This is a genomic window from Caulobacter sp. GW822-FHT07D08, from assembly GCF_058798735.1.
Map to the genome: position 1 here is coordinate 1 of NZ_JBXAKU010000024.1, position 17,870 is coordinate 17,870.

15 protein-coding genes are annotated in these 17,870 nt (G+C 70.2%); 7 read left to right on the forward strand and 8 right to left on the reverse strand.

Features of this window, described 5'->3' with window-relative positions; all coding sequences use genetic code 11:
* Positions 1–144: 144 nt before the first annotated feature.
* Positions 145–1,578, forward strand: a complete 1,434-nt coding sequence (locus tag AC1RJ9_RS25745) for a sensor histidine kinase (protein WP_492841184.1) — start codon at positions 145–147, stop codon at positions 1,576–1,578.
* 21 nt (positions 1,579–1,599) lie between these two features.
* On the opposite strand, the gene AC1RJ9_RS25750 is transcribed toward AC1RJ9_RS25745, so the two are convergent.
* Both AC1RJ9_RS25750 and zapE read right to left on the reverse strand, forming a co-directional pair.
* A complete protein-coding gene (locus AC1RJ9_RS25750) occupies positions 1,600–2,184 on the reverse strand; it encodes a GDP-mannose pyrophosphatase (RefSeq protein ID WP_492841186.1) in 585 nt (194 codons plus the stop codon).
* A gap of 9 nt (positions 2,185–2,193) precedes the next feature.
* Entirely contained in the window at positions 2,194–3,312 is a 1,119-nt protein-coding gene (gene zapE / locus AC1RJ9_RS25755) for a cell division protein ZapE (RefSeq protein WP_492841188.1), read from the reverse strand.
* An 87-nt stretch (positions 3,313–3,399) separates the two neighbouring features.
* Between zapE and tsaE the strand changes: the two genes are divergently transcribed.
* From tsaE to trxA, 6 genes are all read left to right on the forward strand, one after another.
* Positions 3,400–3,846 carry a tRNA (adenosine(37)-N6)-threonylcarbamoyltransferase complex ATPase subunit type 1 TsaE gene (gene tsaE, locus AC1RJ9_RS25760; RefSeq protein WP_492841190.1) on the forward strand — a complete coding sequence of 149 codons (447 nt, stop codon included), beginning with the start codon at positions 3,400–3,402 and terminating at the stop codon, positions 3,844–3,846.
* A complete protein-coding gene (amgK, locus tag AC1RJ9_RS25765) occupies positions 3,836–4,942 on the forward strand; it encodes an N-acetylmuramate/N-acetylglucosamine kinase AmgK (protein WP_492841192.1) in 1,107 nt (368 codons plus the stop codon). Before tsaE ends, amgK begins: the two co-directional genes overlap by 11 nt.
* The gene (gene murU / locus AC1RJ9_RS25770; RefSeq protein WP_492841194.1) at positions 4,939–5,688 is read left to right on the forward strand and encodes an N-acetylmuramate alpha-1-phosphate uridylyltransferase MurU; all 750 of its coding nucleotides are present in this window, start codon (positions 4,939–4,941) and stop codon (positions 5,686–5,688) included. The genes amgK and murU overlap by 4 nt, the downstream gene beginning before the upstream one ends.
* Positions 5,685–8,672 (forward strand): double-strand break repair protein AddB, encoded by a 2,988-nt coding sequence (gene addB, locus AC1RJ9_RS25775; RefSeq protein ID WP_492841196.1) that lies wholly within the window; start codon positions 5,685–5,687, stop codon positions 8,670–8,672. Before murU ends, addB begins: the two co-directional genes overlap by 4 nt.
* Entirely contained in the window at positions 8,669–12,136 is a 3,468-nt protein-coding gene (gene addA / locus AC1RJ9_RS25780; protein WP_492841198.1) for a double-strand break repair helicase AddA, read from the forward strand. Before addB ends, addA begins: the two co-directional genes overlap by 4 nt.
* Positions 12,137–12,256: 120 nt before the next feature.
* Complete coding sequence (trxA, locus tag AC1RJ9_RS25785) at positions 12,257–12,589, forward strand: thioredoxin (protein WP_013077346.1); 333 nt, start codon at positions 12,257–12,259, stop codon at positions 12,587–12,589.
* 66 nt (positions 12,590–12,655) lie between these two features.
* Here the strand turns inward: trxA and AC1RJ9_RS25790 are convergent, their stop codons facing one another.
* The 6 genes from AC1RJ9_RS25790 to AC1RJ9_RS25815 form a co-directional block, all read right to left on the reverse strand.
* A complete protein-coding gene (locus AC1RJ9_RS25790; protein ID WP_082009057.1) occupies positions 12,656–12,763 on the reverse strand; it encodes a hypothetical protein in 108 nt (35 codons plus the stop codon).
* A gap of 86 nt (positions 12,764–12,849) precedes the next feature.
* Complete coding sequence (locus AC1RJ9_RS25795; RefSeq protein WP_492841201.1) at positions 12,850–14,166, reverse strand: bifunctional folylpolyglutamate synthase/dihydrofolate synthase; 1,317 nt, start codon at positions 14,164–14,166, stop codon at positions 12,850–12,852.
* Between the two features lie 8 nt (positions 14,167–14,174).
* Positions 14,175–15,098, reverse strand: a complete 924-nt coding sequence (locus AC1RJ9_RS25800; RefSeq protein ID WP_492841203.1) for an acetyl-CoA carboxylase carboxyltransferase subunit beta — start codon at positions 15,096–15,098, stop codon at positions 14,175–14,177.
* Between the two features lie 12 nt (positions 15,099–15,110).
* Positions 15,111–15,938 carry a tryptophan synthase subunit alpha gene (trpA, locus tag AC1RJ9_RS25805; RefSeq protein WP_492841205.1) on the reverse strand — a complete coding sequence of 276 codons (828 nt, stop codon included), beginning with the start codon at positions 15,936–15,938 and terminating at the stop codon, positions 15,111–15,113.
* Between the two features lie 12 nt (positions 15,939–15,950).
* A complete protein-coding gene (gene trpB, locus AC1RJ9_RS25810) occupies positions 15,951–17,171 on the reverse strand; it encodes a tryptophan synthase subunit beta (protein WP_492841207.1) in 1,221 nt (406 codons plus the stop codon).
* Positions 17,172–17,185: 14 nt separating this feature from the next.
* Positions 17,186–17,854: a phosphoribosylanthranilate isomerase gene (locus AC1RJ9_RS25815; protein WP_492841208.1), complete on the reverse strand. Its 669-nt coding sequence runs from the start codon at positions 17,852–17,854 to the stop codon at positions 17,186–17,188.
* Between the last annotated feature and the right edge of the window lie 16 nt (positions 17,855–17,870).

Consider the following 17,870-nt stretch of genomic DNA (forward strand, 5'->3'; position numbering starts at 1 on the left):
TCATCGTCACGCGAAGCGCTTGCCCGGCCTTGTGTTCACCGGCTTGGAAGACGCGTTTCCACACGGCCTCGGTGGGTTAAGGAACCCCCAAGGCCAAGGTTGCGTTACGGTCTGTCGCTTTAGGGAGGGGAGCAAGGCGTGCGCATGACGGGTCCGATCGATTTCGGCGAGATTTTCGATCGCATTCCCTCGCCCTACATGCTGCTGGACCGTAACTTTCGATATGTCGCGGCCAATAGCGCCTATCTGCGCACCTTGCAGCGCGGCTGGGACGAGCTGGAAGGGCGCAACATCTTCGACGCCTTCCCCTCGGAAGGCGAGACGCGGGCCCAGCTCGAAGCCTCCCTGGCCCACGCCCGCGACCGCGGCGAAGTGACCGAGCTGCCGCTGATCCACTACGCGATCGAACGACCGGCCCATCTGGGCGGCGGCTTCGAGGACCGCCTCTGGAGCGCCACCCACACGCCGATCCCCGACCAGACCGGCGCGACCCGCTATATTCTACAGCACACTCAGGACGTCACCGCGATCCAGCGCCTCAAGGACGCGGCCTTCGGCGCGCGATCCACGACCATGCTGAGCGACGAAGTTCTTCGGCGGGCCGAAGCCGTGCAGTCCCAGAGCCGGCAGCTCCGCAATCTCTTCATGCAGGCGCCCAGCTTCATGGCGGTGCTGCGCGGCCCAGATCACGTCTTCGACCTCGCCAACAACGCCTACGCCCAGCTGATCGGCCACCGAGAGGTTACCGGCCTACCGGTGCGAACCGCGCTTCCGGAGATCGTCGACCAAGGCGTCATCGATCTGCTGGATCAGGTCTTGGCGACCCGCGAGGCGTTCGTCGGCCGGCGCGTGAAGATCGCCCTGCAGCGCAACCCCGACGCGGCGTTGGAAGAGCGCTATCTCGACTTCGTCTACCAGCCGATCATCGAGGCGGACGGGACGGCCTCGGGCGTCTTCGTCGAGGGCGTGGACATGACGGATCAGGTCCAGGCGGACGAACGCCAGCGCCTGCTGCTGGACGAGCTGAACCACCGCGTGAAGAACACCCTGGCCACGGTCCAGGCCATCGCCCAGCAGACCCTGCGCGGCGCCACGACGCCCGAGGACTTCGCCGCCGCGTTCGAAGCCAGGCTGCTGGCCCTATCCCAGACGCACAACGCCCTGACCGACAGCCAGTGGGCCGGCGCGGGACTACGCCAGCTCCTGATCCAGGAACTCGGACCCTATGGCCCGGAGCGCATCGTCATGGACGGCCCGAATGTCCACCTGCCGGCGCGCGTTGCCCTGTCGCTGGGGATGGTGTTCCACGAGCTGGCCACCAACGCCGCCAAGTACGGGTCCCTGTCGAACGCCGGCCGACTGGCGCTGGCCTGGTCGGTGCGCGATGACCAGCGTCTCGTCTTTGACTGGCGCGAGCTCGACGGCCCGCCAGCTTGTCAGCCCACCCGACGCGGGTTCGGCTCACGTCTGATCGAGCGCAGCATTACCGGCGAACTCCGCGGCGCGATCGCGGCCGACTACAGCCCGGCCGGTCTGTTCGTCCGGTTCGACGTGCCGCTTGCGCGGGACTTCGGCTAATTCCCCGGATCCGCGGTCCCGCTAAGCCTTGAACACCGTCAAGGCCAGGTGCTGCAACAGCATGATGGTCTTGGCGTCGCGGATGCGGCCGTCGGCGATCATCGCCAGGGCCTCGTCGATGGTCGGCTCCAGAACCTCGATGTCCTCACCCTCGTCAGGATGGCCGCCGCCGTCGCCGATCCGCATGGCCGCATCGTACTCGGCGACGAAGAAGTGCAGGATCTCGGTCACCGAGCCTGGGCTCATGAAGGCCTCGAACACCTTGCGCACGTCGCCCAGGCGGTAGCCCAGCTCCTCCTCGACCTCCGCGCGGATGCGAACCTCCGGCTCGGCGTTGTCCAGCAGGCCGGCCGCCGCCTCGATCAGCAGATCGTCATAGCCATTGACGAAGGCCGGCCAGCGGAACTGCCGGACCAGCAGCACCGTCCGGCTTTCCAGATTGTAGGGCAACAGCACCGCCCCATTGCCCCGGTCGTAGTGCTCGCGATGCTGGGTTTGCCAGGTCCCGTCCCGCCGCTTCCAGTCGAAGGTGGTCGTCTTCAGGACGTACCAGTTGTCGGACAGCAGCTTGGTCTCGCGGACGCGGACCCGATCCTTGACGCTCATGATATTCTCCTAGTCCCGCACCCGCGCCACATAGTCGGCCGAACGCATTTCCTGCAGGCGCGAGACCGTGCGCTCGAACTCGAAGGATCCATCGCCTTCGGGATAGAGCTGTTCCGGCTCGGCGTCGGCCAGGGCCACCAGCTTGGCGTCGGCTTCGTAGAGCGCGTCGATCAGCGTGTTGAACCGCTTGGCCGCGTCACGCCGGGCGGGGGTCAGGCGCGGCACGTCTTCCAGGAAGATGGTGTGGAACCGCTCAGCGACGGCAAGGTAGTCCTGCGGCCCCAGGGCCTGCTGGCACAGACTGGCGAAGGACGAGCGCAGCATGCCGCCGGCGGCGCGGGGCAGGCGCATCTTGCGGCCCAGCACCTCCAGCGTCGCGCCCGTCTCGGCCCCGCCGTCCAGCATGTCGGTCCACAGCCGCTCGAACTCGTCCTGGTTGGCCTTGTCATTGGGGGCCAGCCAGGTCCGGGCCGCCCGCAAGCGGTCGAGGCGGAAGTCGACCGGCCCGCGCACGGCCACGACGTCCATGGCGTCCTTCAGCATGGCGATGAACGGCGTGAAGAGCTGACGGTTGAGGCCGTCCTTGTAGAGGTCGTCCGGCGGCCGGTTCGAGGTGGCCACCAGGGTTACGCCCCGCGCGAACAGGGCCTCGAACAGCCGCCCCAGGATCATGGCGTCGGCGATGTCGGTGACCTGCAGTTCGTCGAAGCACAGCAGGCGAGCGTTCGTGGCGATCAGCTCGGCGGTCGGGGCGATCGGATCATCGCCCCTGGACTGACCGAACCGCGCCTTGCGCGTTACGGCATCGCCCTTGCGCCACGCGTCGATGTCGGCGTGGACCTCGGCCATGAAGGCGTGGAAGTGGATGCGGCGCTTCTTGTTGATCGGCGCGCTGTCGAAGAACAGGTCCATCAGCATGGACTTCCCGCGCCCGACCGGACCCCAGAGGTAGACGCCGCGCTGGCTCTTGGGCTTGCGGCCGAACAGCGAGAAGCCGGGCTCGCCGGCGTTGTCGAGATCGGCTTCCAGCCGGGACAGGGCGTCGACGGCGGCGGCCTGGGCCACGTCGGGCCGGATCTCGCCCAGAGCCAGGCGCTCGCGATAGGCGGTGCGAAGAGAAGTCGGCATCGGGGACTGCGGTTAGCGCGTGAGCGCCTCAAGGGGAAGGGCCTTGCGCCTCTCAACATCGAGGGAGCGAAGCGCTATGGGAGGGGGATGAATATCCTCCACCTGCCCGACGAGGCCGCGACTCAGGCGCTGGGCCGAGCGCTGGCCGCGTCCCTGCGCCCGGGCGACGCCGTGTGCCTGACCGGTCCGCTGGGCGCGGGGAAGTCGACCCTGGCCCGCGCCCTGATCCGCGCCCTGACGACGCCGGACGAGGAGGTGCCCAGCCCGACCTTCACGCTGGTGCAGTTCTACGAAACAGCCGGCTTCCCCCTCGCCCACTTTGATCTCTATCGCCTGTCGGATCCCGAAGAGGCCTATGAGATCGGGCTGGACGAAGCCCTGGACGGCGGCGTCGCCCTGATCGAATGGCCCCAACGGCTCGAAGGGCGTTTGCCCGCGACTCGGCTCGATATAGACATCGCCCTCGACGGCGACGCGCGGCGCGCCGTCATCACACGGCACGGCGATTTCGAGGGACGTGATCTTGAGTTCTGAGAGAGAAGTGGCGAAGGCCGCGTTCCTGGAAACCCACGGCTTCGGCGACGTCCGCCGCGAGAGCCTGGGCGGCGACGCCTCGACGCGGTCGTACGAACGCCTGCACCGCGCCAAGAACGCAGATGAGGACGGGCCCAGCTTCATCTTCATGGACCAGCCGCCGGCGCTGGAAAGCGTCGTCTGCCCGCCGGGCGCGACGGACGCCGAGCGCCTGGCCCTGGGCTACAACGCCGCCGCGCGCCTGGCCGCCGGCTCGGTCGCCGCCTTCGTCGCCACCGCCGACTATCTGCGCCGCCGCGGTCTCTCGGCCCCGCGCATCTTCGCCTACGACGTCGCTCAGGGCCTGGCAGTGCTGGAAGACCTGGGCGACGGCCTCTACGCTACCCTGATCGGGGAGGGCCAGGATGAGCGCCCGCTGTACGAGGCCGCCGTCGACCTGCAGGTGGCCCTGCACGCCGAGACGCCTCCGGACGTTCTGGCCGTCGACGAGATCCGCTGGCCGCTGCTGACCTACGACACCCTGGCCCTGAAATACGCCACCGACACCTTCCTGGAATGGTGGCCCCAGTTCGCCGGCCTTCCGGCCTTCAGCCCCGAGGCCGTCGCCGCGTGGGGCGCGCTGTGGGCGCCCGTCTGGGTGCGCGGCGAGGCCGGGGCCAGCGTCTTCAGCCATCGCGACTACCATGCCCAGAACCTGCTGTGGCTGCCCGAGCGCGACGGCGTCGCCCGCGTCGGCCTGCTGGACTTCCAGGACGCCCTGCGCGCCCACCCCGCCTGGGACCTGACCCACCTGCTGCAGGACGCCCGCCGCGACGTGTCGCCGGAACTGGAAGCGGCCATGCTGGACCGCTATCTGGCCGCCCGGCCGCAAGTCGACCGCGAGGCCTTCATCGCCGACTACCGCGCCCTGGCCGCCTCGAACGCCGCCCGCATCCTGGGCCGGGTCTTCGCCCGCCAGGCCCTGCTGGGCCGTCGTCAGTACGAGGCCTTCATGCCGCGCACCTGGCGCTATCTGGAGCGGAACCTGAACGATCCGGCGCTGGCCGGCCTGAAGGCCTGGTTCGACCAGCACGTTCCCGCCGAGGGCCGCCGATGAGCGCTCCCCCCGTTGGGCCCAAGGTCGCGATGGTGCTGGCCGCCGGCCTCGGCACCCGCATGCGCCCGCTGACCAACGACCGGCCCAAGGCCCTGGTCGAGGTCGCCGGCAAGGCGCTGATCGACCACATGCTGGACCGCCTGGCCGCCGCCGGGGTCGAGACCGCCGTGGTCAATGTCCACTACTTCGCCGATCTGGTCGAAGCTCACCTCAAGGCTCGCCAGGCCAAGGGGCTTGGCCCGAAGATCGTCATCTCCGACGAGCGGCCTCAGGCCCTGGAGACGGGCGGCGGCGTCAAGCACGCCTTGCCGCTGCTGGGTGAGGGTCCGGTCTTCGTGGCCAATATCGACTCCGTGTGGATCGAGCACGCCGGTCCGGCCATCGACGCCGTGGCCGCCGCCTGGAACCCCGAGACGATGGACGTCTGCCTGATGCTGGCCTCGACCTCGGCCTCACTAGGCTTCCACGACAGCGGCGACGTGTTCCTCGAAGACGGCGTCGTCCGCTTCAAGAATCCCGGCGAGACCGCGCCGCTGGTCTATGTCGGCGTCCATATCTGCAAGCCGACCATCACCGCCGACGGGCCGGAAGGCCCTTTCTCTCTGCTGCCCCTATGGAAACGTCTGGCCGCCGACCACCGCGTCCACGGCGTCGCGCCTGATGGCCTGTGGATGCACGTCGGCGATCCCGACGCCAGGCTGGCGGCCGAAGCCAGGCTCTCCCAAGGCGATTTGGCCGAACGATGAGCGGACCGGCCCCCTTCTTCGAAAGACCGGGGCCGCGCTGGTTCTCGATCCCCGCCCATCGGCCGTTCGTCGATGACCTGGCGCGCGGTCTACTGAACACGCTGGAGCCGCTGGGGCCCGAGGCCCTGCCCCGCGCCACCGTCCTGACCCCGACCCGCCGCGGCGCCCGCGCCCTGGCCGACGCCTTCCTGGCGGTCGGCGGCGGTCGGGCGCTGCTGCTGCCGCAGATCCGACCGCTGGGCGACCTGGACGAAGGCGAGCCGCCCTTCGAACCCGGTGAGCTGTCCCTCGACTTTCCGCCAGCCATATCGTCGCGTCGCCGCCGGTTCGAGCTGGCGCGGCTGGTGATCGACCATGGCGACAAGCTGTCGTTCAAGCCCGGCCCGGTTCAGGCCCTGGAACTGGCCAAGGCCCTGTCCGACTTCCTCGACAGCTGTCAGATCGAGGAGGTTCCGTTCGCCGACAAGCTGGACGGCCTGGCCGAGGGCGACCTGGCCCAGCACTGGCAGGTCTCGGCCCGCTTCCTGAAGGGCGTGCTGACCGCCTGGCCAGAGCGCCTGGAAACCCTGGGCCTGATCGACGTCTCCGAGCGCCGGGTGAAGCTGCTGCGGGCCTTGGAAAGACAATGGGCCGAGAATCCGCCGACCGAGGTGCTGGTCGCCGCCGGCTCGACTGGCACCGCGCCCGCCACCGCCGACCTGCTGCGCGTCATCGCCGCCGCGCCCAAGGGCGCCGTGGTGCTGCCAGGCCTCGACGAGGACCTGGCCGACAGCGCCTGGACCCAGATCGAAGGCTCCCAGGGCGAGCAGCATCCGCAAGGCGCGATGAAGCGCCTTCTGGACCGCGCCGGCGTCGCGCGTTCGGATGTCCGCGCCTGGGTTCCCGATGTCGACAGCCGCGGCCGCTGGCGGCGGCGGATCGTCAACGAGGCCCTGCGTCCGGCCGAGGCCACCGCCGACTGGCTGGCCCAGATCGCCGCCCTGCGCGCCGAGGCCCCGGACCTCGACCCCGTCGCCGAGGGCCTGACCGGCTTCTCGGTCATCGCCGCGCGCGCCGAGGAGGAGGCCGCCGGCGCCTGCGCCTTGCTGCTGCGCGAGGCGCTGGAGACGCCGGACAAGACCGCCGCCCTCGTCACGCCCGACCAGACCCTGGCCCGCCGGGTGATGACCCGCCTGCAACGCTGGGGCGTGATCCCCGACAGCTCGGCCGGCGCGCCTCTGGCCGCAGCCGGCTCGGCGATCCTGGCCCTGCACCTGGCGCGGCTGGTCGAGGAGCCGCTGAACCCGGTCCGCCTGCTGGCCTTCGCCAAGCACCCCCTGGTTCTGGGCGAGGACGAGGCGCCCGCCGCCGCGATGCTGGAACGCAAGGGCCTGCGCGGCGCCGCGCCGGGCTCCGCCGAGGTGCTGCGCGCCCGGCTGAGGGACGCGCCAGACGCCCTCGCGCTTTGCGACCGCGTCCTGGCCGCCGTCGACCACGCCGCAGGGCCCTATGCGGACGGCTTCGCTCCGCCTTGCCGGGCCGCCCAGGCCCTGGTCGAGGCGCTGGAAGGCCTGATCGCGGTCAGTCGCCTGTGGGCCGGTGGCGCGGGCGAGTGCCTGGGCGCCCTGATGGCCGCCCTGATCCAGGACGGCGAGCCCCTGCCGGACGCCTCGCCCCAGGCCTTCGCCGACATCCTCGACCGGCTGGTCAACGAGGAGACCGTGCGCGTCGGCGGCGCCACCCATCCGCGTCTGCGGATCCTGGGCGCCATCGAGGCCCGCCTGGTTCGCGCCGACCGCCTGGTGCTGGCCGGGCTGGAGGAAGGCGTCTGGCCGCAGGGCGCGCCGATCGACCCGTTCCTGTCGCGGCCGATGCGCTCGCGCCTGGGCCTGCCGCCGCCCGAGCGCAAGATCGGCCTGACCGCCCACGACTTCGCCCAGGCCGCCAGCGCGCCAGACGTGGTGCTGGTCCATTGCGAGCGACGCGGCGGCGCGCCGGCCGTCGAGTCGCGCTGGCTGTGGCGGCTGAAGACCCTGGCCGCCGGCGCAGGGCTGTCTCTGCCCCGCCGCGACGACGTGCTGGACTGGGTCCGCGCCCTCGACGCCCCCGATCCCTACGCACCGATCGGCCGCCCGGCCCCGACCCCGCCGGTCGAGGACCGCCCGCGCAGGATGGCCGTCACCCGCGTCGAGGCCCTGACCCGCGACCCTTACGCCGTCTGGGCCCGCGACATCCTCAAGCTCTATCCGCTGGAACGCCCCGACGAGCCGGTCGAGGCCCGCGCCCGGGGCACCGCCATCCACGCGGCCTTCGAGACATTCGCCGAGACCTATCCCGACGCCGTGCCCCTTGAGGCCGCCGGCGTGTTCGAACGCTTCTATATCGACGCCTTGGTCGCGGCGGGCATGCCGCCCACCGCCTTGACCCGCGAGAAGGCCCTGGCCCGCGAGGCCGCCCTGTGGGTCGCCGACTGGGAGCGTCATCGCCGCGTCACGGCGCGCAAGGTCGTGGTCGAGGCGGCGGGCGAGCTGTCGCTCAGCATCAACGGCCGCCCCTTCACCCTGACCGCCAAGGCCGACCGGATCGAGCCGACCGCCGACGGGACCGCCCACATCCTCGACTACAAGACCGGCGCCGCCCCGTCGCAGAAGCAGGTCGACACCGGCTTTTCGCCGCAGCTGACCCTGACGGCGGCGATCCTGATGCACGGCGGGTTCCCCGACCTGGGCAGCCCCGCGCCCGGCGACCTGACCTATGTCCGCGTCACGGGCCGCCGCCCCGCTGGCGAGGAGCAGGTCCGCGCCCTGGCCGGCGAGGAGAGCAGCGCCGCCGCCGCCAAGGCGCTGGAGGGCCTCTCCACGCTGATCGCCCGTTATGACGATCCGACAGAGCCCTACCGCTCGCGGGTCGCGCCGCAGTTCGTCAAGGAGCATCCCGGCGACTACGCCCACCTGGCGCGGGTGTTCGAATGGTCGACCAGCGGCGACGACGGGGACGGCGAATGAGCGCGCCCGATCATCAGCGCATCGCGGCCGACCCGACGATCTCGGCCTTCGTCACCGCCAATGCCGGCTCGGGCAAGACCAAGACCCTGATCGACCGGGTCGCGCGCCTGCTGCTGGCCGGGGTCGAGCCCCAGGCGATCCTTTGCGTGACCTACACCAAGGCCGCCGCCGCCGAGATGCAGCGCCGCCTGTTCGAGCGGCTGGGCAAATGGTCGGTGACCAGCGACGCCGACCTGCGGGCCGAGTTGATCAAGCTCGTGGGCGAAACGGATGCAGCTTACAACGCCAAGGGCCTGTCGGACGCCCGCGCCCTGTTCGCCAAGGCGCTGGAAACGCCGGGCGGCCTGAAGATCCAGACGATCCACGCCTTCTGCGAAAAGCTGCTGCGGCGCTTCCCCCTGGAGGCCGGGGTCTCGCCCGGCTTCACGGTGATGGACGACCAGGCGGGCGCCGCCATCGCCCGCGCCGCCCGCCGCGCCACGGCCCAATGGGTCGATACGCACGAAGACGCATTCTCGGAGGCCTACGCCCGCTTCTCCGTGGCGCTGGACTTCCAGAGCTTCGAGAACATGTTCGCGGGCTTCGAGGCCCGACGCGGCCAGATCATGGCCTATGTGGCGCGATGCGGCGGGCTGTCCGAAGCCGTGGCTGACGCCTGGGAGCGCTGCGGTTTTGATACGCCGACCTCGGCCGGCGACCTCGCGGCCCAGGCCATGGCGCGGCTGGACCTCGGCGCCTGGCGAGCGGCGGCCACGGTGCTCTTCGATGGCGGCGGCAAGCAGGACGCCAAGTACGCGGAAGGCTTGGCCGCCGTGGCCCGCGATCCGGACGCCACGCTGGATCTTGCCCTCCGCGCCCTGTTCACCGAGGGCGGCGAGGGCGCGCCGGCGACCTGGCCGGGCAAGACCTCGGGCCTGAAGAGCCGCGAGGGCCTTCGGGAGGCCCTGCTGCTTGACCAGGCCAAGCTGGAGGCCGCCCGCGAACGGGTCCGCGCCGCCAAGGTGGCCGAGGACACCGCCGACGCCCTGCGGCTGGCGGTGCTCTATGTGACCTCCCACCGGATCGAAAAGGACGCCCGCGGCGCGCTGGACTTCACCGACCTGATCGACAAGACCCGCGTACTGCTGACCGAAAAAGTCGAGGCCGCCTGGGTGCTCTACAAGCTGGACGGCGGCATCGATCACATCCTGCTGGACGAGGCCCAGGACACCGCGCCGGAGCAGTGGGAAATCCTGTCCGCCCTGACCGCCGACTTCTTCGTCGGCGAGACGTCGGAGGGCTGGAGTGGTCGCCGGGCCGAGCGGACCCTGTTCGTGGTCGGCGACGAGAAGCAGTCGATCTATTCGTTCCAGGGCGCTGACCCGCAAAGACTACTGGTCGAGACGCAGGGTTACATCACCCGCATCGAGGCCGTCGGCGCGGTCGGCAAGGGCGTGCCGCTGACGGTGTCATATCGCTCGACCCGCGAGGTGCTGAGCTTCGTCGACGCCCTGTTCTCCGATCCCGAGACCCGCGAGGGGGTGCCGCCACCCGTGGGCCAGGACCTTGTCCGCCATGAGCTGTTTCGCCACGGCCATCCTGGCTGCGTCGATCTTTGGCCCCTGACCCGCGAGCTGCCGGGCGAGGAGCGCGAGGCTTGGGAGGCGCCCGTCGACTCGGAAGGCGAGCGTAGCGCCAACCGCCGCCTGGCCGAGGCCATCGCGGCCGAGACGAAAGCGATCCTGGAGCGCGGCGACGCCGTGTTCGACAAGGAGATCGGCCGCCACCGCGCCGCCCACGCCGGCGACATTCTCGTCCTCGTTCGCCGCCGCAAGGTGCTGTTCGAGGAGATCATCCGGGCCCTGAAGCGACGGGGCGTGCCGGTGGCGGGGGCTGACCGGCTGTCGCTGTCCAGCCACATCGCCTTCGAGGACCTGCTGGCGCTCGGGCGATTCATCCTGTTCCCGGATGACGACCTGACCCTGGCGGCGCTGCTGAAGTCGCCGTTCTGCGCCTTGACCGACGAGGACGTCTACGCCCTGGCCAAGGGCCGCCGGGCCACCTTGTGGGCCGAACTGCGCCGCCGGGCCGAGGAACGTCCGGAATGGACCACGGCGCGGACCGTGCTGGACTGGGCGCTTACGGAAGGCCGCAAGCGCCAGCCATTCGAGTTCTTCGCTGGCTGGCTGGGCCTGGCCGACGCCACCGGCCGCTCGCACCGCGCCAAGGTGCTGACCCGCCTGGGGGCCGAGGCCGAAGAGGCGCTCGACGAGTTCCTGGCCCAGGTGATGGAGGCCGAGCAGCGCGGCGTGCGCGACCTCGAGGCCCTGGTCGCCGACTTCGCGGCGCTGGACATCGTGGTCAAGCGCGAGATGGAGGGCGCCCGGCGCGAGGTGCGAGTGATGACCGCCCACGGCTCCAAGGGCCTGGAGGCGCCGATCGTCTTCCTGCCCGAGACCACGGTCAAGCGCGGGGCCGGCGGTTCACCGCTGCTGGTCACCGAGGATGGCGGCCTGCTGTGGTGCGCCAGCGGCAAGGGCGACTGCGACGCCTCGGCGCGCGCTCGCAAACTGCGCGAGGACAAGGAAAGTCAGGAGGCCCTGCGCCTGCTGTACGTGGCCCTGACCCGCGCCCGGGACCGGCTGATCCTGTGCGGCCGCATCGACGCCCGGACCAAGGACGACAAGGTCGGCGGCTGGTACGCCGCCGCCCGCGCCGCCTTCGGGCATGCCGACATCGCCCCGGAGGTGCGGTCAATTGGCGAGGATGAAACAGCCTTCCTGCGCTTCGGTCCCGATCCGGTCAGCGCCCCGCGCGTCGAGGATACCGTCCGCGATTCGGCGTCCGCGCCGGCCTGGATCAAGGTCGACGCGCCGCCGGAGCCCGCCGCCGCCCGCTACGCCGCGCCGTCGCGGATCGAGGACAACGCCCGCGTCCCGGCCCCCTCGCCGCTGGCCAGGGTCTCGGGCCTGGGCCGCTACCGGCGGGGCGAGATCGTCCACAAGCTGCTGCAGCTGCTGCCCGAGGTCGCGCCGGACCAACGCGCCACCGCCGCCCGACGCCTGCTGACCGCCGAACGCGACCTGACCGACGCGCAGCGTGAGGAGATGGCCCAAGCCGCCTTCGGCGTGCTGGATGATTCGCGGTTCGCCGCCGTGTTCGGCCCCGGCTCTCGCGCCGAGGTCGCCCTGGCGGGGACCAGCGCCCATCTGCCGAAAGGGCTGGCCGTCTCGGGTCGCGTGGACCGGCTGGTGGTCGACGAAGGTCGCGTGCTGGTGGTCGACTACAAGACCAATCGCCCCTCGCCCGACCGGATCGAGGACGCCGACCCGGCCTATCTGGCCCAGATGGCGGTCTATGCCGCCGTACTGCGAGAGGTGTTCCCCGGCAGAACGGTCGAAGCGGCTTTGGTATGGACGGACGGCCCCAAGCTGATGCCGGTTCCAGAAAAGGTGATGGCCCAGGCTCTGGCGCGACTGACCTAAGGCCGTTGCCGGACGCGCTCCGTCCTCCTACATCTGCTGCGAGCGCTCGGAACGAATCCGGGCACATTGACCTTATCGCGTCCTCCGCGCCGAACGCGTGACGCCAGACTGGAGCAAGCCATGAGCACCGTTGTGGTGACCGACGCCACCTTCGAATCCGACGTCCTGAAGGCCAGCAAGCCCGTGCTGGTGGACTTCTGGGCCGAGTGGTGCGGTCCGTGTAAGCAGATCGCCCCGGCCCTGGAGCAGATCTCGGAAGAGCTGGCCGACGTCGTCACCGTCGCCAAGGTGAATATCGAGGACAGCCCGACGACCCCGTCGCGCTACGGCGTTCGCGGCATTCCGACCATGATGCTGTTCCGCGATGGCCAGATGACCTCGATGAAGGTCGGCGCCATGCCCAAGCAGAAGATCCTCGAATGGCTGAACGAAGCCGGCGTTCAACCGGCCTAAGCGGCTTTCGCGGCTGAATTGAAGACGCCCGCTCCGGTCTCCGGGGCGGGCGTTTTTCGTGTCGGCCTACTTCTTGGGCGTCACGATGAACGGCGAGACCGAGACCGGAGGGGCTTTCTTTTCGGCCTTCGGTTTGCGGACTTCCTTGTTCGACTTCTTCTGACCCTTGGCCATCGGCGGTTCCTGCCAGGACGGGTGCGCTCGCCGAGGATGTCCAGCGGGCCGCGCCGCCCTATCGGCGTGGGCTCAGCCTTACGCTTTTAGGTCGGCCAAGTCTCTGGGCTCATCGCCAGGACCTCGCCAGCCAGGTAGAGCGAGCCGCAGATCAGGACGTGGGGCGTCGGCTCCAGCTTGAGGGCCCGGTCCAGGGCGTCCTCGACCGAGTCGCAGGCGCAGGCCCTCAGGCCGGCCAGCTCGGCGGCGGCGGCCGTATCGGCGGCGCTGGCGGCGGCGGCGCCTTCGAAGGTGACGGTGAAGACCTTGGCCGCCACGCCCCGGAAGGGGCCGAAGAAGCCGGCGGCGTCCTTGTTGGCCAGCAGGCCCGAGATCAGCGCCACCGGCCGGCCGTCGCGGGCTGCCAGATCGGCGACGGCGCGGGAGACGGCGCGGCCGGCGTGCGGATTGTGGCCGCCGTCCAGCCAGAGGTCGGCCCCGGCGGCCTTGGCGCGCTCGGCCAGCGGGCCGGCGGTCAGGCGCTGGAAGCGGGCCGGCCAGACCGCGCTTGCGATCCCCCGCCCCATGGCCGCCTCGTCGATGCGGGGATCGGCCAGCGCCAGCAGGGCGGCGACGGCCAGGCCGGCATTGGCGAACTGGTGCTCGCCGAGCAAGGACGGAGCCGGCAGGTCCAGCAGACGGTCCTGCATCTGGACCAGCAGCCGGCCCCGCTCGTTCCAGGCGTCGAAATCGCGGCCCATCAGGGTCAGTTCGACGCCGGCCAGGGCGGCCGTGGTCTCCAGCACGTCTTCGGCTTCGCCATGCTGGCGGGCCGAGACAGCCGACGCGTCCGGCTTGATGATCCCGGCCTTTTCGACGGCGATCTTGGCGATGGTGTCGCCCAGGAACTCGCGATGGTCGATGTCCACCGGGGCGATGACGCAGACCGCCGGCCTCTGGATGACGTTGGTGGCGTCCAATATGCCGCCCAGCCCGACCTCGACGATGCACAGATCGGCCGGAACCTCGGCGAAGGCGACGAAGGCGGCGGCCGTGGTGATCTCGAAGAAGGTGATCGGCAGGCCGGCGTTGGCGGCCTCGACACGGTCCAGCACATCAGCCAGATGGGCGTCGGTGATCAGGGTTCCGGCCAGGCGGATCCGTTCGGCGAAGCGCACCAGATGCGGCGAGGTGAAGACGTGGACCTTGAGCCCGGCCGCCTCGGCCATGGCCCGGAGATAGGCGACCGTCGAGCCCTTGCCGTTGGTGCCGGCCACGTGGATCACCGGCGGCAGGCGGTCCTGCGGATCGCCCAGCGCCGCGCAAAGCCGCCGCATCCGGTCCAGCGACAGGTCGATCAGCTTGGGATGCAGCGCCTTGAGCCGCTCGAGCGCGGCGTCGTGAGCGCGGAGATGCTCGGCCAAGTTCGAGCTCAAGCCGCCTTGCGGTTGCGGCCCATCATCAGGGTGCCCAGGATCGAACCCAGCACCTGCGGCAGGTCCTTGCGGTGAGTGACGCGGTCGACCATGCCCTTCTCGACCAGATATTCCGAGCGCTGGAAGCCCGGCGGCAGGGTCTCGCGGATGGTCTGCTCGATGACGCGCGGACCGGCGAAGCCGATCAGGGCGCCCGGCTCGGCCAGGTGAACGTCGCCCAGCATGGCGTAGGAGGCGGTGACGCCGCCGGTGGTCGGGTCGGTGAGGACCACGACATAGGGCAGGGCCGCGTCCTTCAGCTCGTTGATGGCCAGGGTCGTGCGGGCCATCTGCATCAGCGACAGCGCGCCTTCCTGCATCCGGGCGCCGCCGGCGGCGGTGAAGGCGATCATCGGGACTTCACGCTCGAGCGCGGCCTTGGCGGCGGCGATGAAGCCCTCGCCCGCGGCCATGCCCAGCGAACCGCCCATGAAGGCGAAGTCCTGGACCAGCACCACGGCGTCGACGCCGGCGACCTTGCCATAGCCGATGGCCATGGCGTCGGGCTCGCCGGTGGCCTTGCGAGCCGCGGCCAGGCGATCCTTGTAGGGCTTGCCGTCCGAGAAATGCAGCGGATCCTCGGCGACCGACGGGGTCGGCAGGGCCTCGTACTGGCCGTCGTCGAACGTGAACTTGAAGCGGGCTTCGGGCCCGATCCGCATGTGGCGACCGGCCGGGGTGACCCACAGGGCCGCCTCCAGGTCGGAGCGGAAGATCATCTCGCCCGTGTCGGGACACTTGACCCAGAGGTTCTCGGGCGTCTCGCGCTTGGCGAACGCGCCGCGCACGCCCGGCGCGATCCGCGACAGCCAGCCGCCTCGGCGGTCCGTCGCCACTTTCTTGTCGCCCTTTTTCGGGTCCTGGGGTTCAGCCATAGCCATAGCCTTAGAGCCTCACTTCGTCCCGACTCGCGCCGAACACACAGCCTTAGCCAGCTCCGACGCCTTGAGAAGAACCTTCTCGGTCACGTTTTCGTTCAACTGGGCCGCGGACTCGATTTCGTCGACGAGCGCGGAGCCCACCACGGCGGCGTCGGCCACGCGGGCGACGGCGGCGGCCTGCTCAGGGGTGCGGATGCCAAAGCCCACCGCGACCGGCAGGCCCGAGGCCTTGCGCAGCCGCTCGACGGCGGGCGCGACATCGGCGGCGTCGGCCGACTTCACCCCGGTCACGCCGGCGACCGAGACGTAGTAGACGAAGCCCGAGGTGCGGCGGACCACCATCGGCAGGCGCGCATCGTCGGTGGTCGGCGCCGCCAGACGGATCAGGGCGATACCTTCGGCCTCCAGCGCATCCGTCAGCGGATCGGCTTCCTCGGGCGGACAATCGACGATGATCAGGCCGTCGACGCCCGCCTTGGCGGCGGCGACGGCGAAGCTTTCGAAGCCGCGGTTCAGCACTGGGTTCAGATAGCCCATCAGGATGACCGGCGTGTCCTGGTCGCCCTCGCGGAAGGCGCGGACGATGTCCAGCGTCCCGTTCAGCGTCATCTTCTGGGCCAGGGCGCGCTGGCTGGCGCGCTGGATGGTCGGCCCCTCCGCCATCGGGTCCGAAAATGGAAAGCCCAGCTCGATCAGGTCGGCGCCGGCGGCCGGCAGGCCCTTGACGATCTCGAGCGCGGTCGCCGCGTCCGGATCCCCGGCCATGACGTAAGCCACGAAAGCGGCGCGGCCCTCGGCCTTCAGCGCCGCGAAGCGACGGTCGATGCGGTCTTTGGTCAAGCGGTCTGTACCCTAGATCGTCCGCCCGAGGGCGTCGGCCACGGTGAAGATGTCCTTGTCGCCCCGGCCCGACAGGCACAGCACGATCACGCCGCCCTCGCCGATCTCCTTGGCCAGCTGCGGCAGCTTGGCGATCGCGTGGGCGCTTTCCAGGGCCGGGATGATGCCCTCGAGCTCGGCGCACAGCTGGAAGGCCTTCAGGGCCTCGTCGTCGGTGCAGGTCAGGTACTGGGCCCGGCCGATGTCGTGCAGGAACGAGTGCTCGGGACCGATGCCCGGATAGTCCAGGCCCGCCGAGATCGAGTGGGCGTCCAGGATCTGGCCGTCCTCGTCCTGCAGCAGATAGGTCTTGTTGCCATGCAGGACGCCCGGACGGCCGCCGGTCAGGGACGCGGCGTGCTTGTCGGTCTCCAGGCCGTGGCCCGAGGCCTCGACGCCGTAGATCTTGACGCTCTCGTCGGCCAGGAACGGGTGGAACATGCCGATGGCGTTGCTGCCGCCGCCGACGCAGGCGACCACCGCGTCGGGCAGCCGGCCTTCCATTTCCTGGATCTGCTCGCGGGTCTCGGTGCCGATCACCGCCTGGAAATCCCGAACCATGGCCGGATAGGGATGCGGGCCGGCGGCGGTGCCGATCATGTAATAGGTGTCGTCGACATTGGTGACCCAGTCGCGCATCGCCTCGTTCATGGCGTCCTTGAGGGTCGCCGCGCCCGAGGTCACCGGGCGGACTTCCGCGCCCAAGAGGTTCATGCGGAAGACGTTGGGCTTCTGCCGGGCGACGTCGACCGCGCCCATATAAACCACGCAAGGCAGGCCGAAGCGGGCCGTGACGGTGGCGCTGGCCACGCCGTGCTGGCCCGCGCCGGTCTCGGCGATGATCCGGGTCTTGCCCATGCGCTGGGCCAGCAGGATCTGGCCCATGCAGTTGTTGATCTTGTGCGCGCCGGTGTGGTTCAGCTCCTCGCGCTTGAAATAGATCTTCGCGCCGCCGAGGTGGCGGGTCAGGCGCTCGGCGAAATAGAGCGGGCTGGGCCGGCCGACATAGTGCGTCAGGTAGCCCTTGAGCTCGTTCTGGAAGCTCGGATCGTTCTTGGCTTCCGTGTAGGCGCGGTCCAGCTCCAGCACGAGCGGCATCAGCGTCTCGGCCACATAGAGGCCGCCGTAGTCGCCGAAGCGGCCCTTGGCGTCAGGATAGGCCGACCAGTCGTTAGGCTTTGCGGGGGCGTTCAAGAGCTCACCAAAGGCTAGACGCGTTTGACGGCGTCGAGGAACGCCGCGATCAGAGCCGGGTCCTTTAGGCCCGGACCGCGCTCCACGCCAGAGGAAACGTCCACCAGCGGGGTTCCGGAGACCCGGATCGCGTCCGCCACGTTCCACGGATCGAGGCCGCCGGCCAGGAAATGCGGGCGAGAAAAGCGCCGATCGGCCAGCAGTCCCCAGTCGAACCGTGCGCCTGTGCCCCCGGGCAGGGCGGAGCCTTCCAGCGGCCTGGCGTCGAACATCAGGTGTTCGGCGACGCCATCGAAGGCCGTGGCCTGGTCGACATCGGCGGAGGACGACACCGAGAAGGCCTTGATCACGCCGACGCCGGCGCGGGCGGCGATCTCGCGGACCCGCGAGGGCGTCTCCTTGCCGTGAACCTGGATCAGGTCGGGCCGCATCGTGGACATCAGGCGGTCGATCAGGGCGTCGTCGGGATCGACCGTTACGGCGACGGTCTTCACGCCGCGACCGCGCCACATTTCGCCTTTGGCCGGCTCGACCAGCCGCGCGGCGGTCTCGGGCGCGACGTCGCGCGGGCTCTTGTCGAAGAAGACGAAGCCCAGGAACGCCGCCCCGCCATCGAAGGCGGCCTTCACCGTCTCGGGCGTCGACAGTCCGCAGATCTTGGCCCCAAGGGCGGGAATGCTCATGGTGCGGGGGAGTTAC